The sequence below is a fragment of the Bradyrhizobium sp. LHD-71 genome (assembly GCF_031157255.1).
GTDB lineage: Bacteria > Pseudomonadota > Alphaproteobacteria > Rhizobiales > Xanthobacteraceae > P52-10.
The window spans coordinates 107,807-129,270 of record NZ_JAVIFX010000008.1 but is presented as its reverse complement, the minus strand read 5'-3'; the positions used below and the strand labels follow the sequence as shown (position 1 = coordinate 129,270).

At 63.2% G+C, this 21,464-nt stretch carries 19 protein-coding genes; 6 read left to right on the top strand and 13 right to left on the bottom strand.

Annotated elements, in window-relative coordinates:
* Window positions 1-12: 12 nt before the first annotated feature.
* The 3 genes from RCO31_RS10995 (at window position 13) to RCO31_RS10985 (ending at window position 3,977) form a co-directional block, all read left to right on the top strand.
* On the top strand, window positions 13-1,803 hold the full coding sequence (locus RCO31_RS10995; RefSeq protein WP_308968362.1) for an acyclic terpene utilization AtuA family protein: 1,791 nt from the start codon (window positions 13-15) through the stop codon (window positions 1,801-1,803).
* A gap of 112 nt (window positions 1,804-1,915) precedes the next feature.
* Complete coding sequence (locus RCO31_RS10990; protein WP_308968361.1) at window positions 1,916-3,127, top strand: CoA transferase; 1,212 nt, start codon at window positions 1,916-1,918, stop codon at window positions 3,125-3,127.
* A 109-nt stretch (window positions 3,128-3,236) separates the two neighbouring features.
* Window positions 3,237-3,977: a GntR family transcriptional regulator gene (locus tag RCO31_RS10985; protein WP_308968360.1), complete on the top strand. Its 741-nt coding sequence runs from the start codon at window positions 3,237-3,239 to the stop codon at window positions 3,975-3,977.
* A 95-nt stretch (window positions 3,978-4,072) separates the two neighbouring features.
* Here RCO31_RS10985 and RCO31_RS10980 read toward each other — a convergent pair whose 3' ends face one another.
* The gene (locus RCO31_RS10980) at window positions 4,073-5,488 is read right to left on the bottom strand and encodes an MmgE/PrpD family protein (protein WP_308968359.1); all 1,416 of its coding nucleotides are present in this window, start codon (window positions 5,486-5,488) and stop codon (window positions 4,073-4,075) included.
* Window positions 5,488-6,507, bottom strand: coding sequence for an ABC transporter substrate-binding protein (locus RCO31_RS10975; protein WP_308968358.1), 1,020 nt, complete (start codon window positions 6,505-6,507; stop codon window positions 5,488-5,490). The genes RCO31_RS10980 and RCO31_RS10975 overlap by 1 nt, the downstream gene beginning before the upstream one ends.
* Window positions 6,508-6,753: 246 nt before the next feature.
* On the opposite strand from RCO31_RS10975, the gene RCO31_RS10970 reads away from it, so the two are divergent.
* On the top strand, window positions 6,754-7,134 hold the full coding sequence (locus tag RCO31_RS10970; RefSeq protein WP_308968357.1) for an OB-fold domain-containing protein: 381 nt from the start codon (window positions 6,754-6,756) through the stop codon (window positions 7,132-7,134).
* Window positions 7,135-7,165: 31 nt separating this feature from the next.
* Window positions 7,166-8,317 carry a thiolase gene (locus RCO31_RS10965; protein ID WP_308968356.1) on the top strand — a complete coding sequence of 384 codons (1,152 nt, stop codon included), beginning with the start codon at window positions 7,166-7,168 and terminating at the stop codon, window positions 8,315-8,317.
* 10 nt (window positions 8,318-8,327) lie between these two features.
* Here the strand turns inward: RCO31_RS10965 and RCO31_RS10960 are convergent, their stop codons facing one another.
* The 3 genes from RCO31_RS10960 to RCO31_RS10950 all read right to left on the bottom strand — a co-directional run bounded on the left by RCO31_RS10960 (window position 8,328) and on the right by RCO31_RS10950 (window position 11,625).
* Window positions 8,328-9,287, bottom strand: coding sequence for a tripartite tricarboxylate transporter substrate binding protein (locus RCO31_RS10960; protein ID WP_308968457.1), 960 nt, complete (start codon window positions 9,285-9,287; stop codon window positions 8,328-8,330).
* Window positions 9,288-9,397: 110 nt separating this feature from the next.
* Window positions 9,398-10,639, bottom strand: coding sequence for an acyl-CoA dehydrogenase (locus tag RCO31_RS10955; protein ID WP_308968355.1), 1,242 nt, complete (start codon window positions 10,637-10,639; stop codon window positions 9,398-9,400).
* 32 nt (window positions 10,640-10,671) lie between these two features.
* A complete protein-coding gene (locus tag RCO31_RS10950) occupies window positions 10,672-11,625 on the bottom strand; it encodes a tripartite tricarboxylate transporter substrate binding protein (RefSeq protein ID WP_308968354.1) in 954 nt (317 codons plus the stop codon).
* Window positions 11,626-11,888: 263 nt separating this feature from the next.
* Here RCO31_RS10950 and RCO31_RS10945 point away from each other — a divergent pair, with 263 nt between their 5' ends.
* Window positions 11,889-13,121, top strand: a complete 1,233-nt coding sequence (locus tag RCO31_RS10945) for a CoA transferase (protein ID WP_308968353.1) — start codon at window positions 11,889-11,891, stop codon at window positions 13,119-13,121.
* 69 nt (window positions 13,122-13,190) lie between these two features.
* On the opposite strand, the gene RCO31_RS10940 is transcribed toward RCO31_RS10945, so the two are convergent.
* The 8 genes from RCO31_RS10940 to RCO31_RS10905 form a co-directional block, all read right to left on the bottom strand.
* The gene (locus tag RCO31_RS10940) at window positions 13,191-14,054 is read right to left on the bottom strand and encodes a CoA ester lyase (protein ID WP_308968352.1); all 864 of its coding nucleotides are present in this window, start codon (window positions 14,052-14,054) and stop codon (window positions 13,191-13,193) included.
* Window positions 14,055-14,057: 3 nt separating this feature from the next.
* Window positions 14,058-15,224 carry an acyl-CoA dehydrogenase family protein gene (locus tag RCO31_RS10935; protein ID WP_308968351.1) on the bottom strand — a complete coding sequence of 389 codons (1,167 nt, stop codon included), beginning with the start codon at window positions 15,222-15,224 and terminating at the stop codon, window positions 14,058-14,060.
* A gap of 73 nt (window positions 15,225-15,297) precedes the next feature.
* Window positions 15,298-16,068: an FCD domain-containing protein gene (locus RCO31_RS10930; protein WP_308968350.1), complete on the bottom strand. Its 771-nt coding sequence runs from the start codon at window positions 16,066-16,068 to the stop codon at window positions 15,298-15,300.
* A 10-nt stretch (window positions 16,069-16,078) separates the two neighbouring features.
* Window positions 16,079-16,885: an enoyl-CoA hydratase-related protein gene (locus RCO31_RS10925; protein ID WP_308968349.1), complete on the bottom strand. Its 807-nt coding sequence runs from the start codon at window positions 16,883-16,885 to the stop codon at window positions 16,079-16,081.
* A gap of 28 nt (window positions 16,886-16,913) precedes the next feature.
* On the bottom strand, window positions 16,914-18,179 hold the full coding sequence (locus tag RCO31_RS10920; RefSeq protein WP_308968348.1) for an acetyl-CoA hydrolase/transferase C-terminal domain-containing protein: 1,266 nt from the start codon (window positions 18,177-18,179) through the stop codon (window positions 16,914-16,916).
* Between the two features lie 79 nt (window positions 18,180-18,258).
* The gene (locus RCO31_RS10915) at window positions 18,259-19,131 is read right to left on the bottom strand and encodes an ABC transporter permease (RefSeq protein WP_308968347.1); all 873 of its coding nucleotides are present in this window, start codon (window positions 19,129-19,131) and stop codon (window positions 18,259-18,261) included.
* Entirely contained in the window at window positions 19,121-19,861 is a 741-nt protein-coding gene (locus RCO31_RS10910; RefSeq protein ID WP_308968346.1) for an ABC transporter ATP-binding protein, read from the bottom strand. The genes RCO31_RS10915 and RCO31_RS10910 overlap by 11 nt, the downstream gene beginning before the upstream one ends.
* A gap of 56 nt (window positions 19,862-19,917) precedes the next feature.
* Window positions 19,918-21,342, bottom strand: coding sequence for an MmgE/PrpD family protein (locus RCO31_RS10905; RefSeq protein WP_308968345.1), 1,425 nt, complete (start codon window positions 21,340-21,342; stop codon window positions 19,918-19,920).
* Window positions 21,343-21,464: the final 122 nt, after the last annotated feature.

Here is a 21,464-nt window from a genome sequence, read left to right as displayed (position 1 = left end):
GGGAGAGATCGCATGAAGGAGAGAGTTCGCATTGGCGGCGGAGGCGGTTTCTGGGGCGACAGCGCCCGCGGTCCGGAGCAGCTGATCAAGCACGGAGCGATCGACTATCTGGTGCTCGACTATCTCGCCGAGCTCACGCTCTCGATCATGGCCAAGCAACGCCAACGCAACGACAAGGCAGGATACGCTACCGACTTTGTCGTGGATGTCATGGCTCCGCTCATGATGGAGATCAAGCGGAAGGGCATCCGCGTCGTAGCCAATGCCGGCGGCATGAACGCGCAGGCCTGCGCCGCCGCGGTCCGGCACCTCGCAATGGAGAAAGGAATTGAGCTGAAGATCGGCGTCGTCGAGGGTGACGATCTCATCTGCCAACCCGAACTGCTGAAGGGCGCCAACGAGATGTATACGGGGCTGCCCCTCCCCGATCAGATCACGAGCGCAAACGCTTATCTTGGCGCCTTCCCGATCGCCGCCGCGCTGGCGCGAGGCGCGGACGTCGTCATCACCGGCCGTTGCGTCGACAGCGCTCTGGCGCTGGGCGTGCTGATTCATGAATTTAACTGGAAAGAGCACGACTTCGACCAGCTCGCGGCCGGCTCGGTCGTTGGTCACATCCTCGAGTGCGGAACGCAAACCACCGGCGGCCTATACACCGACTGGCGGCTGATCCCCGGGCGCGAGGACGTCGGCTATCCGATCGCCGACGTGTCACCGGACGGAAGCTTCGTCCTCACCAAGCCTGAAGGCACGGGCGGCCTCGTGACGCCCTTGATCGTGGCCGAGCAAATGCTCTACGAGGTACAGGATCCCGGCAACTACCTGCTTCCGGACGTAACATGCGATATCCGCGACGTCCGTCTTCGCCAGGTCGGCCCCAATCAGGTGAGCGTATCAGGCGCGAAAGGAACCGCGCCGGGCGACTGCTACAAGACCAGCATCACCTACGAGGACGGATACCGCGCATCGGCTACTCTGACGATCGTCGGGCGCGATGCCGTCGAGCGCGCCGAGCACATCGGTCACGCCTTGCTGGAGCGCACGCGGCAGATCTTTCGCGAACGCAACCTTGGCGACTACGAAGAAACACACATCGATCTGCTTGGAAGCGAGCGTTCGCTCTACGGTGCGACCGCGCAGGCGGCCATTCAGAAAACCCGCGAAATCGTGCTGCGGATCGCGGTACGTCACAAGGACGAAGCGGCCGTCAATATCTTTGGCCGCGAGATTGCCCCGTTCGGCACGTCGGGCACGCCGGGGACCACCGGTTTCAGCGGCAGACAAAAGGCCCAGAAGGTCTATCGCCTGTTCTCGACGCTTCTTAGCAAGGACAGGCTTTCCGTCACCGTCGACGTGGATGGCGAAAGACAAAACTTTGCGCCTGCGATGTTTTCGCAGCGGCCAACGGCGTCCGCGAGAGCCGAGACGAGAATCACGCATTATCGGGGCCCGACCGTCCGGATGCCGCTGTCATCGGTCGCCGTCGCGCGCAGCGGAGACAAGGGCGACACGTGCTGTCTCGCTGTCATCGCCCGATGCCCCGATTTCTTCCCCATTCTGCTCGAGCAGGTCACGCCGCAGCGCGTGGCGGACCATCTGGCGCACCTCGTGGCCGGCCCCATCGAACGCTACGAGGTGCCCGGCACCAGCGCGCTGAACTTCATGCTCTTTCAGGCGCTGGGCGGCGGCGGCGCCGGCTCGCTGCGCAATGATCCACTTGGCAAGGCGTTCGCGCAAATCCTGCTCGATCTGGAGATCGACGTTCCGGCGGCGCTCAGCAAGCGGCCGGAGATCGCAGCTTGAACCTCCAACGTGGCGATCGTTCGCACTTCGGGATGAGCGAGGCCTCGTCCCGGTCGACCAATGAAGATTTGAAACCCGCGTCAATGAAAGGGCGGTTGTCAGGATGACGGAAGTGAAGTCACGGATCGGTCCCTTGGCCGGCATCAAGGTCGTCGATCTCAGCAGCGTGCTGATGGGGCCGCTATGCACGCAGATCCTGGCCGACAACGGTGCCGAGGTCATCAAGATCGAACGGCTGGAGGGCGATACGACACGGGGGATCGGCCCATCACGCTCGCCGGGAATGGGGCCGTTGTTCCTGCATCTCAATCGCTCCAAAAAATCCGTTTCGCTGGACTTGAAGGACCCGCGGTGCCGCGAGGCGGCGCTGCGCTTGATCAAAGACGCCGACGTGATCGTGCACAATCTGCGGCCGCGCGTCATCGAGCGGCTTGGCTTCGGATTCGAGGCCGTCAGCCACGTCAACCCGAAGATCGTCTATTGCAGCCTCTATGGATTTGACCAGAAGGGGCCTGCCGCCGATCACCCGGCGTATGACGACCTGATCCAGGGCGCTGCCGCGCTGCCTTCCCTGCAGAAACAGGCCGGGAGCACTGTCCCCCGCTACGTTGCCATGAACATCGCGGACCGGCTCGTCGGCATATCGGCGGCGTACGCAATCTCGATGGGGCTGTTGGCAAGCCACAGAACCGGAACGGCGCAGAAGATCGACGTGCCTATGTTCGAAACGCTGACCGCGCATGTTCTTTCCGACCACCTGTACGGCAGGACATTCGTTCCACCCGTCGCCGGTGCGGGGTATCCCCGTTTGCTCGCGGAAGACCGTCGGCCGTTTGCCACGTCCGACGGCCACATCTGCATGGCCATCTACACCGACAGGCACTGGCGGGCATTCCTCGCGGAAGTTGGGCGCGAGGATCTGATGAAGGACCCGAGATTCAAGTCGATCGGCACGCGAACCGAAGCCGTCGCGTATGTCTACGGGTTCCTTGCCGAGACCCTGGCCGCCAGCTCCACACAGTTCTGGCTGTCCATGTGCAACCGCCTGGACATCCCCGCGGCGCGCCTGAACACGATCGACGAGTTGTTGAGCGACCCTCAATGCTCAGCGGCAGAACTGGTCGGCGAGGTGAACCATCCTACCGAAGGCCGCCTGATGGCGATACGCAATCCCATTCTCTGGCAGGATGCGGCACTCGCTCCCGGCCATGCACCGCTCCTTGGCCAGCACACGCTGGAAGCACTCCAGTCGATCGGTCTCTCTGCCGAGGACATCACGCACATGCAAGCCGACGGGGTCATCAACTTGCATCCCGGGAAATAGTGCGGCTTCGACCGCTGCCCGGCGGATGCGGAACGTTTGCCAGTCCGTCGTCGTCATGCGAAAAGGCGGGTCAACCGTCCTTTTTCGAGCAACCGTCTGGACTAACATCGTGAACGCTTCCGGCCTGCGGCCCGGCCCCGTAACGCTGTATGCCCAGTTGGCCGCGATCCTGCGCTCACGCATCCTGAGCGGCGCCTGGCGTAACGGGCATGAGCTCCCCAACCTGGATGAGCTCGCACAGGAGCATTCCGTTGCGCGCGTGACAGTACGACAGGCCATCCAGGTTCTTTCGCACGAAGGGCTGCTGTCCAGTCAGCGCGGGCGCAGGACCATTGTCACATATCAGCCTTCCGACCAGCCGGTCGCATGGTCGATCGGTGCCGTGGAAAAGGACGCTGCGGATTTCTCCGTGCTGGTGCTCTCGAAGGACGAGGTCGACGGCTCGCAGATACCTTCACGCGATATCTTCCACGGCACCTTGTCGGGCAAGTACGTCCTGGTTCGGAAGGTCGACAAGATCGGTGGCGAACCGTATGCGGTCTCATCGAACTACGTCTCGTCGCCGCTGTTCCGGAAATTTCCGAGGGGAGCCGAGCAGAAGCAGAAGCTCGCGAGGCTGATCAAGGATCACGCCGGGAAAACCGCGGCGAACTGGCAGGAGCGCGTCACGGTTGGCACCGCCGACTACATCGAGGCCGGCATTCTCGAATGCCCGCTGTCCGCACCCGTCGCGCGGGTCGCGCGCATCTGCACGGATCCGGCCAAGCGCATCATCTATGTCGGATTTTTCGCCTATATCGGATCGTACTATATGATCGAGCGCAACATCACCCAACTGATCAATCGGTGATCGCGGCAGTGAGAGCGTAGTTTGGATGCTTCAGCATCGCGCCGGTGCCCGGAAGCACCGGTCTTGAGCGCGAACGGCTGGTCGGAGATTCTTTTTCAGGCAAGCAGACGCGAGAGCGATGCCGTGTTCTCGAGCTGCTCCAGGCGATCGATCGTTGCGACAATATCGTCGACCCGCGCGGAGGATGGTGGGTTGCGCGCCGCCATGGCGCATTCGCGAAACTTGCGATGCCGCTGATCGAGAGACATTGGATGGTCGGGATGGCCGAGCGCAACGGAGCATTCACCGACGTGAACGTGGCCGTCGCGCGTCTTGATCTCCACATGCGCGTTCTCGAACGTGGCAGGGCCGCTCAACCGCTCGTCCAGCACCCATCGCACCTTCGGCATGGCCGTCTCGATCACATCGTCGGCAAGCGCCGTGTCGCGGTAGAGCATCAGCGGAACACCGCGGTGACGGATCGCAGCACCGATGACGAAGCCCAGCGTGCTGAGCAGATCCATCCGCTTCGCCGGAATGTCGCCGCGCACCGCCGTCTTGCACAGGCGGCGCGTGCTCTCGCCGATGTGCACGGCGACCTCGACGATGTCGTCGAAGACCAGGTTCGCTTTCGCCATGACATCGAGCACGGCCGTCAGGCTGCGGTGCAAATGGCGGATCGCAGGCCACGGCTTGAGCGAGACCCGCGCCGTTTCGAAGCGCGTGCCCAGGCCATCGATCAGCTGATCGCGATCGTACTCGCCGCGGAAGAAAACCTTGTAAAAGCCGTACGGTCCGTCAAACACGCCGGCATCGCCGCGCACGCCGCGCGCCGCTAGTTCCGCCGCCAGCACACCGTTACGATACGACAGGCCGTCACGGATCGAGCGGACGCTGGAGCCGCCCTGATGCAGACTGGCCAGCGTTCCGCCGTTCATCGGCAGCGCGAGGCCGAGCGCATGACGATGCTGCTCGGCCGTGCCCCGCAGCATCTTCATCGCGGCGGCGGTCGCACCGAACAGGCCGACGACCGGCGCACGAAACCATGGATAGTCGTCGAGCCGGCCGCCGATCGCCATCGCCACCCGGCTGGTGATGTCGTTGCCAAGCGCGATCGCCGTGATCAGTTCGCGACCCGAAACCCCGCCACGCTGCTCGGCGAGCGCCAGGGCCGGCGCCAGCGATGTCGACGTCGGGTGGCAGACCGCCCTGTCATGGGTGTCGTCGAAGTCATACTGATGAACCGACGCAGCATTGACGAACGTCGCAGATACGGCGGGGACTTTCCGCGATCCGCTGCCGATCAGCGTGCTCGTCGCGCGACCACCCTGCTCCAGCACGATGTCCGCGACCGCCCGGACCTCGTCGGTCCAAGTCCCTGCGTAGATACAGGCAAGCGTGTCGAGGATGCATATCTTGGTATGCGCCACCACGTCGGCCGGCAGCTCCTCATAGGAGGCGCGCGTCAGATGCGCGGCAATGATCTCGGCGGCGTCGGGCGACGACTGGCCTGCGGCTGCGGACATGGTCATCAGATGGCCATCCGCAGGAAGCGCTTGAAGTCGATGTCGCGCAGGCCGGGCACCGATTGCGTTTCCTGCAGGATCTTCCGCTCCTGCTCCATGTCGGCTTCGGTCAGGATCGGCCGCGACCAATTCTCGCTGTCTTCCTCGAAAACACTGTCAAGGGTCGCCGCATCGAAGGTGCTGTAAGCTTTGCCGAGCGCCTGCTTGGCGTCAGCGGGCTTCTCCCTGATGAACACCGCAAGATCCGCAAGCAACGCCTGAAGCTTGCGGACCACCTCCGGATTGGTCTTCGCGTAGGCCTCAGAGGTCTGCAGGCAGGCCGAGCTCGACGGCATGAGCTCCGCCGGAAACTGGGCCCGCGGCCCACTGATCCAGACCGCCCCCGAACCCTTCACGACCGGCGCGATCGAGAACGGGGCGGCCCCGATCATGCCGTGGATCGCGCCGGTCTCCAGCGCCGCCGACATCGCCGGTTGCGCCATGTAGACCAGCTTCGGCTTGGCGCCGACCTGCGCGGCGCCGTTCTTGACCGGTCCGGTGTAGGCCGACGTCGCGCTCGGCGTCGCAATCGTCAATCCATCGAGCGCCTTGAGACGATCGGCCACCGGCGCTTCCGGCTTCACGCCGAGCTTCTTGATCACCGCCGTCGCCAGCACCAGCGAACCGGACAGGCCGCGATAGAGATTTCCGACAACGATAATCTCCTGACCGCGCGCACGCGCCGTCAGCGCCTCGCTGGGACCGGAGCCGGCGAAATCGACAGACCGCGCGAGCAATGCGGTGGTCGCCGCATTGCCGCTTTCCGAAACAATCAGCCTGGGCTTGAGGCCGTGCTTTGCGAACAGGCCGCCATGCTCTGCGATACGCAGACCGCCGAACGGCAGGCCGCTCGAGCTCATGGAGATGCTGACTTCCGCTGGCCCTGTTTGTGCCAGGGCGCGCGTGAACGGTGCCGCGAGCAAGGCGCCTTGAGCGGCGATGCGAAGCGCCGCGCGTCTGTTCAACGGCCGCGACAGGGTCATCATGATCGTCTTTCTCCCGCGTTCGGACGCCCTCATTTCTCGCGATCAATATTATCGGGAAAACGAGCGCGATGAAGGTAAGAAGCGTATGTGACGTCGTGAGTATTTTTGATGGGCAGCCCGAGCATTTGTAACTTGCCGCAGAATTGGCTCCGCGAAAGAGTGAGGCCGCTCCTGAACGAATGCCTCGTTGCACGAGGTCGCAGGCGCGCGTCACGACGCTTTCAAGACCAGAAGGGAATTGCTGATATGACCGATCAGCAGCCGGGATCGATCCAGCCCGAGAAGGATTACAGGCAGTTTCTCGACGAGGGTCGGTTCATGATTCTGAAAAGCCGCGAGAGCGGCCGCCATTTCTTTCCCCCACGCGTCGCCGAGCCGGTCAGCGGCAGCACCGACCTGGAGTGGGTACCGGCGTTAGGCACCGGCATCGTCTATTCCACCTCAGTGATGCGCGAGCGTCCGCCGCTGCAAAGCTACAACGTTGCTCTCATCGATCTCGAAGAAGGCCCACGGATGATGAGCCGGGTCGAGGGCGTTCCACCGGAGCAGGTCAGGATCGGCATGCGCGTCAGGGCGAAGATCGTCAAGGACGATACGCAATCGCTGCTGGTCTTCGTCCCGGCCTGAGTCTTAAGCGCACAATCAACCGGATCATCCGATGGAAAATTTTCCAAGAGCCAAGACGGCGATTGTTGGCGCCGCGACCCACGGCATCGGCGAGGCGCGCGGTTTCTCGGCGATGGATATCGCCACTCATGCAAGCCTCAAGGCGCTGAAGTCGGCGGGGCTCAAGCTGTCCGACGTCGATGCCGTGTTCATCTGCCTGCCGAACGAATTCCTGTCCGGCCTTTCGTTTGCGCAGTATCTCGGGCTGCATCCGAAAATCACCGAAAACAACCGCACAGGCGGTTCCGCATTCCTGACCCACGTGACGTGGGCCGCGCTCGCGCTCGAAGCCGGATTAAGTGACGTCGCTCTGATCGCCTATGGCAGCGTCCAGCGAACGACGCTCGGACGGCTGCAGAGCGGCGCCGGCGTCGACCCCTACGAAGGCCCTTACAAGCCGAAGATGCCAGTGACGGGTTATGCGCTGGCGGCCGCCCGCCACATGCATCAGTACGGCACGACACCCGAGCAGCTTGCCGAAGTCGCGGTCTCCGCGCGCAAATGGGCGCAGCTCAATCCCGACGCATTCGACCGCGGCGAGCTGACGGTCGACGATGTGCTGAAGGCGCGGCGCGTAGCCGACCCGTTCGGCGTGCGCGATTGCTGTCTCGTCACCGACGGCGCGGCGGCCATCGTCATGACCCGCGCTGATCGCGCCAGGGACCTCGTCCGCAAGCCGGCCTACGTGCTGGGATCGACCGCGTCGACGTTCCACTACAACATCGCCTCGATGCCGGACCTGACCGTCTCGGCTGCATCGGAGTCAGGTCCGAGGGCTTTCGCGCAGGCGAAGGCGAAGCCATCCGACATCGACGTGCTCGAGCTCTACGACGCATTCACGATCAACACCATCCTGTTCCTCGAGGATCTCGGCTTCTGCCCCAAGGGCGAAGGCGGGCGGTTCGTGCAGGGTGGCCGGATCGCGCCCGGCGGCAGCCTACCGGTGAACACCAACGGCGGCGGACTGTCCTGCGTTCATCCCGGAATGTACGGCCTGTTCACGCTCGTCGAGGCGACCGAACAACTCATGGGGACCGCCGGCGCGCGCCAGATCAAGAATGCGAAGCTCGCGCTTGCGCACGGCAACGGCGGCGTCCTGTCGAGCCAGGTAACGGCAATCCTCGGCACGGAAGAGACGATCTGAACGTCGCCTCTCAATCGATGACCAGACCGACGTCCTTGGTGATCCTCGCCGCGTCGTCATAGGCCTTCTGGATGCGTCCACCCCATTCCGGGCCGTCGATGAACTCCGGCTTGCCGTCGGTACCGTCGAACGTCTTGCGGTAGAGCTCGCCCTGCACGACCTTCTCCTGCGCCCGGCGCAACGTCGCAACCACCGGATCCGGCGTTCCCGCGGTCACGGCGAGACCCGTATAGATCAGGATCTTCAGGTCGCCATAACCTTGCTCGACCGAGGTGCGCACATCGGGAATGAAGCTCAGACGCTCATCCCCGAGAACCGCGATCGCACGCAGGCTGCCGGCCTCGACGTGCGATTTGATCGAGGTTGCGGTCGAGAAGATGATGCCGACCCTGCTACCGAGCACGTCGACCAGTGCCGGGGCAATACCCCGATAGGAAACATGCGTCATCTGCACGCCGAGCTTCTTTGCCCACGCCTCGGCATAGATATGGGCGGGGCTGCCGATGCCGGAACTCGTGTAGGGGGTCCCGGCATTCGCCCGCAGGTAGGCGGCGAGTTCGTCCAGATTCTTGACGTCGATCATTTTGGGATTGACCAGCACGAGCATCGACGACGTGATCAGGTTGCCCAACGGCGTCACCTGCTTGGTGAGATCGAACGTTCTTTTCTGCGCGACATGCGAGATCGCGGTGGTGCTCGCGAACAGCAGCAGCGTATGTCCGTCCGGCGCGCTTCGCTCCAGCGCCTCGAGACCGACGACTCCTGTGGCACCTGGCTTGTTCTCCACGACCACCGGGCGTCCCAATTCCTTGGTCAGCCCTTCCGCCGCGGCACGCCCGACAAGGTCGGTGGGGCCGCCGGGAGCGAATGGAACGATCAGGGTCACCGGTTTCGTCGGATAGCTCTGTGCCAGCGCCGCACCGGCGGCCAACGTCCACATGCACGCAAGAACCAAAGCCCTGGCGATCATCACCGGTCCTCTCCCAGCCTTGAAGTAGGCAGAACCGTAACAAGTCGTGGCATCCGCTCCGAGTTAGTTTTTATGATGCCCCGCGATAGGTTTTGTCCGCTTGCGAAAACTCAACGCCCCTTCGTTGGAATCTTGTTGAAGGGCACACCCTTGTCGACGCGGATGTCTCCAGGCAGGCCGAGCACGCGCTCCGCGATGATATTGCGCAGGATCTCATCGGTCCCGCCAGCGATCCTGACCGCCGGCGCCCGAAACAGCATGGATGGAAACTGACCGCCCAACGGATGCTCGGGATCGGTCAACTGGCCTGCTGCGCCTCGCAGATCCATGGCAAAGGCAGCGATCTCCTGCAGCATAGTGCCGCCGACGAGCTTGCCGATGGAATTCTCCGGTCCGGGCCGCTCACCGCGCGACAGCGCGGAAATCGCCCGGTATGTCGTGTGGGTCAGGCCGGAGGCCCGCGCCGCCCAGGTCGCGAGCCGCGAACGCACGGCCGGATCATCCACCGCGAGTCCCTCTTCTGTCTCGATCTCGCAACAGAGCGCGAAAAGCTCGGGAAAGCCTGTTGCGACCGTTGCGCCGATGGACATCCGCTCGTTCATCAGCGTGGTCAACGACACGTTCCAGCCGTTGCCGACTGCGCCGAGCCGCTGGCTGTCGGGAATGCGGACGTCCGTGAAATACACTTCGTTGAAATCCGATTGGCCGCTGATCTGCTTGATTGGACGGATCTCGATCCCGGGACTCTTCATGTTGAGGAAGAACATTGTCAGTCCCTGGTGCTTCGGCACCGCTGGATCAGTCCGCGTGATAAGGATGCCGTACTCGGCGTGTTGCGCGCCCGAAGTCCAGATCTTCTGGCCGTTGACAATCCAGCTCTTACCGTCGCGCTCGGCGCGCGTGCGCAAGCCGGCGAGGTCCGAACCACCCCAAGGCTCCGAGAAAAGCTGGCACCAGATTTCCTCGCCGGAGGCGATCTTCGGCAGAAGTCCGCGTTTCTGCTCTTCGGTGGCGTAGGTCATCAGCGTCGGCCCGCACATGCCCTGCCCGACCGCGAAGATCGCGCCGAGCCGGCCGAACACGCCTTCTTCCTGCTGCCAGATCACACGTTCGATCGGCAGTGCGCCGCGCCCGCCATAATCCTTCGGCCAATGCAGGCAGGCCCAGCCTGCATCCGCCTTCTTCTTCTGCCACGCGCAGGAGACTTGAACGACATCCCTATTTTTCAGCTGGAAGCGTCCGGAGGGCACGCGACCGAGTTCGTCCGCGAGCTCGACGGGGGCATTGGCGGCGATCCATGCGCGCGCAGACGCGCGAAAAGCGGCTTCCTGCGGGGTATCATCGAAATTCATTGGTGCGTTTCTCGCAGTCGCTCGGGGTTGCGCTATTGCGCCCCTGCAAATCGCCTGATGTCTTCGGCAAACCGCCGCGCGCCGTCCTGCGTGTAGGCCACGAACTCGTCGATCGAACCTTCGTAAGGCTCGACCATCGCGGTCTCGAGTTGCTTCCTGACCTTGTCGGACCGGATGCTTTGCCGAAACTCTGCCCGCAGGCGCTCGATGATCGGCTTCGGCGTCCGCGCCGGCGCCAGCACTACGAACCACCCCTCCTCGAACAGCTCGGGATGTCCCAGTTCCTTGAAGGTCGGGATATCCGGCAGATATCTCGATCTCACATTCGAAGTGATGGCGATCGGCTTCAATAGCGGCTGCTGTTTGACGAAATTGGTCGTGCCGAAGAACCCTTGAATCTGATTGGTCAGCAGTGGGGCGATGACGTCCGCTCCGCTCTTGTACGGTATTTCCTGCCAACCGATCCTGGCCGCCACCTTGAAGCGCTCACCGAGCAGCATCTGCTGGGTGCCGCGTCCGAGCGAACCATAGTTGGCACGCGCGCCTTGCGCCTTCAGGTAGGCGGTGAAGCTTTCGAGCGAACCGGACGGGACAGTCGAAGGCGCCACAAGCACATAGGCGGTCGTTCCGACCGCTGCGACGATGACGAAATCGTCGACGCTGTAGCCCGCCTCAGGCATCGAAAGCGCCGTGGTGTGGAAGGCATTGGTGTGAAACAGCAGCGTGTAGCCGTCGGGCGCTGCGGCCAGCGCCGCGCGCGTCGCGAGCACCGAACTGCCGCCGACCTTGTTCTCCACCACCACCGGCTGGTTGATCCGCTCACTTAGGCTGGCGGCGGCGACGCGCGCCATCGCGTCGCTCGATGCGCCCGGCGCGTAAGGGGTGAGCAGCGTGATCCGTCGGGAGGGGTAGTCCTCCGCCATGACGCCGTCGCCGAGGACCAGGGCGAGACACAGCGCGAGCGCGGTCTTCATCAGTCGGGACATAATTACGCAATGCTCCTCATGATGTCGGACCATGTGGAACGGCAGGCACGAAACCCGCCGCAAATCATCGCGCGCCGCTGGTCGGCGCTTCACCGATAACAATTGTCTCCAGCAATTCCGGCAAGCGACTTTTCCTGATGACCCTTGCTACATTTGCGCGACGCGAATTCGCCCCATCGATTTGCAATCATCTAAATCATTTTGAATCTCGCGAAACAAAGATAGACTGAGCGCAAGACAGCGACGACGCGAGGGAGGAAACGATGCTTCATGCAAAGCCCGGGCAACAAGGGCGACAAGGCGACCAGGGCTATCCTCTGTCGGGCATCACCGTCATCGATCTCTCGCATGTCTATAACGGTCCCTACGCGACATTCCTGATGGCCATGGCCGGCGCAGAGGTGATCAAGGTGGAGCCGCATCACGGCGAGCACCTACGCAGCCGCGGCGACATGGGAGGCGCGGCGCTGCCCTTTGCCATGCTGAATTCCAACAAGAAGCCGGTGACGCTGAACCTGAAGACCGAGGCTGGGCGGGCGCTCCTGAAGGAGATGGCCGCCAAGGCCGACATTCTCGTCGAGAATTTCGCACCGGGCGTCACCGACCGGTTGGGGATCGGCCCGTCGGGGCTCCTGAAGATCAATCCGCGCCTGATCTACGGCTCGAGCTCAGGATACGGCAAGACCGGACCCTATCGCGATTATCCCGCCATGGATCTCGTGATGCAGGCGATGTGCGGTGTCATCAACTCCACCGGCTTTCCGGACCAGCCGCCAGTAAAATCCGGCGCAGCCATGTGCGACTTCTCGGCCGGCATCCATCTCTATGCGGCGATCATGACCGCGCTCTACGAGCGCGAGCGGACGGGCAAGGGTCGCGTGGTCGAGGTCTCCATGCAGGATGCGACCTACGCCTCGCTCGCCTCTAACCTCGGCATGCTGCACGCCCGGGGCGAGGCCGCACCGGACCGGACCGGCAATCGCCACGGCGGTCTTGGCATCTCGCCCTACAATGTCTACCCGACGAAGGACGGCTATGTCGTTCTCAACGCACCAGGCGACCAGCATTTCCGCGCGATCCTCGACGTCATGGGCCGATCCGATCTCAAGGACGATCCGCGCTTCGTGACGCGCTCGACGCGGGTCGTGCATTTTTCCGATGTGGACGCACTCATCGAGAACTGGACGAAGACGCTTGCGAAGAGCGAGGTGGCCGAGCGCATGCTGGCGGCTTCCGTCCCCTGCGCGCCGGTGCGCAACTTGAGCGAAGTGATGCACGACGAGAACATGCATGCACGCGGCAGCCTGCAATGGATCGACCATCCCGATCTCGGCCGAGTCGTGCTGCCGCACTCGCCGCTCGTTTTCGAAGGCACTGAACGCCGCGGGATCGAGCCCAGCCTGCCGCTTGGCGCCAGCAACGAAGCCATCTTCGGCGATTGGCTCGGCCATTCGAACGAGGAATTGGCAGAGCTGAAGAAGGACGGTGTTATCTGAAGCACGAGATCAATTTTTTGAGGTCCACCGGCACCTCGCTGCCGCAGTCCGGAAGGACCCCTGCGAGTTCTAGCGGCCGGCTCTCGTAAGCACGCGCGTCGCATTGCGCAGGTGCGGCCGGTCAAGCATCTTGCCGTCGAGCGCCGCAGCACCCGCGCCCGGATTGCTCTCGAACACGCTCACGACCCGTCGCGCCCATTCCACCTCGGCCGCCGTCGGCGTGAAGGCGCGGTTGATCGTTTCGATCTGATCGGGGTGGATGGCCGCCTTCGCCGTGAACCCGGCCCTCGCCGCGTCGGCGGCTTCCTGCTCCAGCGCCTGCGCGTTGCGGAAGTCGGTGAACACCGCATCGACTGCAACGGTCGACGTGGCGGTCGCCGCCAGCAGGCACATGGTGCGCGCCAGTTGATACGGAAACGTGTACTCGCCGCCGCTGGACCGGTTCTGCGATGCACCGATGTCCGCAGCAAGATCCTCGCCGCCCCACATCATTCCATAAAGACGCGGAATGACGGGCGCGGAATAGCTCGCCAGCGTCAGCATCGCGGCGCTGATCTCGGTGACGATTGGAAGGACGGCAATGCCGCCGATTGGAAGGCCATCGCGTGCCTCAAGCGCAGTCAGATAGCTCGCCAGCAGCCGCACGTCATCGCCATGGCGGCATTTCGGCAGCACGAGGCCAAACGGCCGCGCCCGCACGACGGCGGCAAGATCCGAAAGTGCATCGTCCGTATCCAGCGCATTGATGCGCACGAACAGCTTCTTCGCACCGTGTTCGGAACCGAGCGCCTCGACGCAGGCCCTGCGGGCGAAGTCCTTGCGATCGGCGGCGATCGCATCCTCGAGATCGAGGATCAGGGCATCGGCCGAACTCGCAAGAGCCTTGGCGACCTTGCGAGGATCGTCGACGGGCACAAACAATAACGAGCGCATGGTCTAGAACGTACCCATCGCGAGGAAGCCGTCCTTGTCGGGGAAATCGGTCATCAACTGCTTGCCGACCAGCTCCTTCAGCGTTTCGGTCGTGCCGCCGCCCAACGTGCCGTAGCGTGCGCCGCGATAGAAGCGAGACACCGGATATTCGTCGGTGAAGCCGTAACCGCCATGCACCTGAATGGCCTCGCTGGTGACGCGGATGGCCATCTCGTTGCAGTAGATCTTGGCGATCGCGGCTTCATAGGGATCGGGGAACGGATTTGCGGTCGCGCAGGCACGATAGAGCATGGAGCGACCGACCTCGATGTCGCGATACATCTCGGCGAGCTTCCAGCGCATGCCCTGAAACTCGCCGATCGGGCGGCCGAACGCCGTCCGATCGCGCGCATAATGGATGGCCTCCTCAAAAGCGCCCTCGGCCAGGCCAAGCGAGATGCTGGGGTTGAGGCAACGCTGGGTATTGAAGGCGTTCAGCAGCTTCTTGAAGCCATCCTCACGAAGGATGAGATTCTCCAGCGGCAGTTCGCAGTTTTCGAAGGTGATCGACGCGAGGTTCTCTCCGCCCATCGTATGGTGGCGGCCGGTGACGATGAATCCTGGCGTGTCCCTCTCGATCAGCACGCAACCGATTCCGGCGCGGCCGGGCTGCTTGTTGATCCGGGTGAAGACGATGAACATGCCGGCCTCGTCCACGCGGCTGATCAGTGTCTTGGCGCCGTTGAGCAACAGCTTGTCGCCGCGAACCTCGGTGTTGGTCCGATAGTTGGCGACGTCGGTGCCGGCATGCGGCTCTGTCATGCAGATCGCCAGGATCAGATCGCCCGAACAGACCTTCGGCAGGACGCGCCGCTTGATACTTTCCGGTGCGAACGACGCGATAATCTTCGTCTGGGTGCCGACCTCACCGAGCACTGCCATCGCCGTGGTGTAACAGCCCTTGGCGATCTCTTCGAGGACCAGCGCAGTATCGAAGACCGGTAGGCCGAGGCCGCCATACTCCTCCGGCACCGCCATGCCGAGGATACCGAGTTCAGCGAGCTCCTTCATGTTCTCCCAGGGAAACGAACCGTCCATGTACTTCAGCGCCCGCCCCTTGAACCTGTCCTGGGTCAGCGCGCGAACGGTCCCTACCATGGTCCGCTGATCTTCCGTCAGTTTGAACTGCACAGCTCTTTCTCCAATCCTCTATATCATTTGCAATGCCCGCCGAATGACGTCCTTGCCGGACGATCGGTTGGCGCTACCTGATCGAGCGCCCCGGTTTGGCGACGACGCGCGTCGGCCTTCCCACCAGATGCTTGAAGCGACGGCGGACGAGGGTCTCAAGCTCGGTCACGTGCTCCCGCATCGCGATCGCTGCTTCCGCGCTGTCGCGTTTGCGGCAGGCCGCGAGGATGCGCTCGTGCGCCTCGATGACATGCCGCTGGTTGCCGACGGAATAGCTGACGCCGTGATGCTCGCCGCTGGCGAGAATGCTCATGGTCGACCAGAACACCTCGAGCACGCGATTGCCGCTCGCCCTGGCGATGATGTCGTGAAACACCCTGTTCTCTTCGAGGAAACTTTCCTGATCGCCGTCGATCTTTTTCATCCGATCGATCGACGCCTGCAGCTCGGCGAAATCCGCCTTCGTTCCGTTCGTCGCCGCCTCGGCGGCCAGCGAGGGTTCGATCACCTCGCGTGCATGCAGCACCGTAACGAACGGAACGTCGTGCAGCCGCAGGAAGACGGACAGGTTGTGCGCAAGCGTTGCAATGCTCGGTCGGCGCAGAATGATGCCGCCGCCGGGGCCCGGCCTGAGCTCCAGCACGCCCTGATGCTCGAGGATTCGCAGGCTCTCGCGCAAGGTCGGCCGGCTGACCTTGTACTGCGCCAGCAATTCAGCCTCGGTGGCAAAGCTCTCTCCCTGCTTGAGGTCCGACGCGATGATCCGCTGCAAGAGCTGGTGCGCGACATGGTCGCCCTTGCTCTTGTGAACAGACTCCGAGGGATCGATCGCTCGTTTATCCACTGGCTCTCACCTAGGCTGCAAAATTCGGCGGGCGCTTTTCCGCAAAGGCGGCCAGACCTTCCGCATAGTCCGCCGAACTGAATATCTCCGAAAGCGCCGTCCGCTCAACAGCCAATCCGTGCTCGATCGGATGCTTGAGCCCTTCATACACAACGCGCTTCAGTAGTTTCGCGGAGCGAACCGAGCGTGAGGCGAGAATGCCGGACAGCCGTTCGACATAAGCGTCGAGCTCCTCCGCCGGCAGCGCCGCGTTGACCAGTCCGATCTGCTCGGCACGCCGGGCCGTAATCGGCTCCCCCGTCAGCATCAGTTCGAGCGCCCGCGAGGCACCAATGAGGCGCGGCATCCGCTGCGTTCCGCCCGCGCCCGGGATTGCGCCGATGCGCGCCTCGGTCAGTCCGATCTGTGCCTCCTGCGCGGCGATGCGCAGGTCGCAGGCAAGAGCAAGTTCGCAGCCGCCCCCGAGCGCAAGCCCGTTGATGACGGCGATCGTCGGCACTGGACACGCCGCGACCGCATCGACGGCGGCATTGATCGCACGATTGTGGCGAAGCCGTTCGGCTTCGCCCATTGTCCTGCGCTCCTTCAGGTCGGCGCCTGCGCAGAAGCCACGTCCGGTTCCGCGGAACAGCACCACGCGCGCGCCCGACGCGATCGCATCCTCGACCGCCCGCTTCAGCTCCTCGACCATACCGAGGCCAAGCGCATTCAATCGTTCGGGCCGGTTCATCCTGATCTGACACACGCCGGGCCGCGGCGCTTCCACGATGACCTCAGAGCCTGCGGCCGGCTGCGTGTCGTTGCTCGTCTGGTTCATTGCGCTTTGAGGCCTTCGTTGCGGGAGATCATCGGCTCACACCGGCAACTGCGGGGCTTTTTGTCTCACCAGCGGGCCGATCGAGGGATTCGCGGTGATCTGGATGAGCGATGGCAATGAGCTTGCGCTTGCGTTCTGTTAACGAGGCGCCGCGCAGTTCCGCGACGCCGAATTCGGTGACGACCGTATCGACGTCTGCGCGGGCGGTGGTGACCGGGCCGCGCCCAAGAGACGTCACGATGCGCGATTGCTTGCCATCCGGCGTGACCGCGCTCATCGCGATGATAGAGCGGCCGCCTTCGGAGGCCTGCGCGCCGCGCACAAAATCCGCCTGCCCTCCGACCGCGCCGAGATAGCGGCCCGCTGCCGATTCCGCGTTGACTTGTCCACTGAGATCGATCTCGATCGCCGAATTGACGCTGTGAAGACGGTTGACCTGCGCCATGACCGCGACGTTATGCGTGTGGCTCAACGCGCGCATATGGATCGCCGGATTGCCGTCCGCGAAATCGAACAGACGGCGCGTCCCGAACAGACCGCCGGTCACCGTGCAGCCCGCGTCCAGTCCCTTGCAGGCATTGGTGACGACCCCCTTCTCGATCAGGTCGGCGACGGCGTCCGAAATGACACCGCTGTGGATACCGAGATCCTTGTGGCCGACGAGCGCCGCGGCTACGGCGGCGGGCAAACCGCCAATACCGAGCTGTACGGTGGCGCGGTCCGGAATCAGACCAGCCACATGGTTGGCGATCGACCGATCGCTCGCCGACGGCAGCGGATCCGGCATCGAGATCTCCGCTCCATCAGCATCGACCAGAATATCGATCGCCGATTGAGGCAGCAGCGCATCCTGCGACGTGACGGGCAAACGCATGTCGAGTTCTGCCACGACGACTCGAGCCGCCTTCACCATTGCCTGGGTGTAGTCACACATCACGCCAACCGTGAAGTAGCCCGGCGTCGGATGCGGTCGGACGCGAAGCAACGCAATGTCGATGGGTACCTTGTCGGCCGCAATCAGCGCGGCAATCGACGAGACATGCGCCGGGATGATGTCGAGAACGTTGGCCGCAGTCAGCCTCCTGTTGGTCCCCGCACCGTTCAAGCCGCGCAGCGTGAAGCTGTCCGCATGTGCGGGAGACAGCGTTTCGCTCGCGCTCAGGCCGATGAAGATTCCCGCGCGCGGCAACTCGTGCCGTTGCGCCACGAGCCGCCCCGTCAGTCCCAAGGGCTCGCCCGGCCCCTGCGGCCACGCGACGACATCACCCTTCCGAATGATGGTCCTGAAATCCAATGCTGAACTTGCTGGCCGGCTCACTGTCTTCGCATTTCTGTCGCTATGTCACTTGTTTGGATATGACGGACGAAACCGGTCACGGCACAACGCCGTCCATCGAATTATGCACCTGCCAACGCAACGCACGCCGCTCAATCAGCTTGAGTGCACCGAGCAGCACGAGACTGATCGCCATCAGCACGATCAGCCCCGCAAACACGCCAGCCGTGTTGAAGAACGCCGTCGATTCCTTGATCCGGAAACCAACGCCGGCCTCCGCGGCGACGAACTCGCCGACGATCGCGCCGATCAACGAATATGGCAGGCCGATCCGGATTCCGGTGAAGACCCACACAGCCGAATAGGGAATTGCGATCTTGGTCCAGATTCCGAAATTGCTCGCGCCGAGCAACCTCGCATTCTCGACGAGTTCGCGATCCACCTGCCGGGTCCCTTGAAATGTCGTAAAGAAGACCATGAAGAACACCAGCATGGCCGAGAACATGATCTTGTTGATCGCGCCGATCCCGAACCAGAGGACGAACAGCGGCGCAAGCGCGATTTTCGGAAGCGTGTAGATCGACAGAATAAACGGCTCGAAGAAATCGCCGAGCCGCCTGATCCAGCCCAGCACGAAGCCGACGAGGCCGCCGAGCGCGCTGCCGATGACGAAACCTATGCCGGCCTCCATCAGTGTCAGCTTCAGATCGGTCCACAAGAGACCGGAATTGGCCCAGTTCACAAGTTCTTGCGCGATCGCCGACGGCCGGCTCGTCCAGAAATCCGTGCCGAAGTAAATCGCCGAGCATTCCCAGATCGCGAACACCGCGATGAGAAAGGCGATCTGCAGATAAATGTCGATGCGCCTCGGATTGAAGAACCGCGTCGATCCTCCGCGTTTCTCCGCGACATTGCCGCTGTCCGCGGACGGACGTTCCAGCTCGTCACCTGTGGCACGCTCAATGGACATCGAGGGCATCCCATAGCTGCTTGAAGTACGCGCCGAACCTGGGATCTGATTGCAGGTCGATGACGTCGCGCGGCCGCGGCAGGTCGATGTCGACGACGAGCTTGATGCGACCGGGTCGCCTGCTGATGACCACGACGCGATCGGCCAGCGTGATCGCTTCGTGCAGGTCATGCGTCACGAACACGAAGGTCGATCCCGTCTGGTGCCAGAGCCGCATGATCTCCTCATGCATCCGCAGTCGCAACTGCGCGTCGAGACTTCCGAACGGCTCGTCCATCAGATAGGTGTCGGGCGCGTAAGCGAGGGTGCGGGCGATCGAAACCCGCTGCAGCATGCCGCCGGATAACTGCCGTGGGTAGGATTTCTCGAAGCCTGCAAGCCCCACCTGCTGCAACACGCTGGTGACCCGGCTTGCAATCTCTCCATTTGGATAGCCGCGGAACTCGAGCGGCAGCCTTATGTTGCCCTCGACGGTTCGCCACGGCAGGCAATGGTTCTTCTGAGTAATGTAGCCGATCTCGCGATTGACGCCGTCCACCGGCGCACCGCGATAAAGCACCTCGCCTCCGGCCGGCTTCAATGTTCCGGCGACAAGATTGAGCAGCGTCGACTTTCCACAACCGCTCGGGCCGATAACGGCAAGAAACTCGCCGCGCTTCACGCTCAGACTGACCGGGCCGATGGCGTCGAGACTGCCGAATCGGACGCGCGTGCCCTTGAATTCGATCATCGGCGCCGTTCTGTCCCGCGACCGCTGCGCCGCATCTGGCATTGACAACACGTTCCTCATTGCAGGGCTGCCGGACGCAAGGCGTGGATCAGCGGCAGGACGCTGTTTGACTGCTCCAACGTATCGACCAGCAGCCGCAGCCGACTGGACGCGTCGGCCGCAAGCGGCTCGGCGCTGAAACCGATGCAATCCGTGAGTTTCGCCTCGACGTCCTGTGCCGTCATCGGAAAGCGGGTATGGCCGCGCGGCAGATCGACACGGGATTCGAAGACCGTGCCGTCCGTCAATTCCAGGAGAACATGCGACGGTGAAATGTTGCGACCCCAGTCGCGCTCAATCTCGTCATCAACGCGCCCGTCGATCCGCGCGGCAAGCGACAACACGTCGGCACGGCGAATCCCCTCCTCGGTGAAGTGTCCGAGACCGACACCCCCGTCGATCAGCGCGCAGGCGACGGTGTAAGGAATGCTGAACTGGGCCTGCACGATCGTCTTCGGCCGTTTGCGCATGTCGAGCGGCGTGCAGACTGCCTCGAATGCCTGACGGTTCATGCCGACCTGCGCGCGACGGACCTTGCCGACATCGAAGCCGTCGCGCGCCCTGATCTGCAGTGCGGCGTCGATCGCCGTATGGTCGAAGCGGCAGCACGGGTACGGCTTGTAGCTCAGCTCGCAGAATTCGTATCGCTCACCGAGCCCATCGCGCAGCGCCTGCGGGTCGACGCGATCGCGCAGATAGGTGCGGAACAGGCCGTCGATTCCATCGAACGTGTTCTGCGCGCCGCGGATGCCACGCTCGGTGAGCTGAACCGAAACGAGCGCCGCCTTCGCGGCAAAGCCGGGCTGCATGCGTTTCGTCAGCGCGGCGTCGCGGGTGACCTGATGCGTGCCCGCGACCTGGCTGTAGGCAACGCCGAGAGCATTGACGGTCTCTTCTGCATCCAGGCCCATCACGCGCGCCGCCGCTGCGGTCGCGCCGAAATAACCGAACAGCGAGGTGTAAATGAAGCCGCTCTCGATGATGCCGATGGTGGTGCCGATCCCAAGTCGCGAAATCAGTTCGAGCCCCACAGCGACGCCCGCAAGCAGATCGGCACCGGTTGCATCGCCCTTCAGTTCGGCGGCGGCCAATGCGGCAGGCACGACCGAGACGCCGGCGTGAAGCACCGCGGCGTCATGCGTGTCGTCGTAATCGCGCGCATGCGCCATCATTCCGTTGACCCAGGCTGCGTGATGTGCCGGCACGCGGCTGTCCGATCCCCAGATGGAGGCTTCACCGGCCCCGCCCCACTTGCGCACGAGGTCCGCGACCTCATCGACGCCCGGCGCCGAAGAGCCGGCGATGGCGCAGGCGAGCGTATCGAGGAGATTGGTCTTGGCGGCGTTGAGCGCCGCCTGCGGCAGGGCATTTGCGTGCAGGCCGGACGAGAAGGCCGCATAGATGCTCGCGAATTCTCCGGAAGCCGGGGTTGTTGTCGTCATGGCAGCTTCCACCATCCCGAACGCCTCCCTTGCCTGAGCTTGTTCTTGACCCGATCGGGCGCTTATCGCACCAATCTCTTATATTCATTTAGATCATTTGCAAAGACCCATTTTTCTCCTAT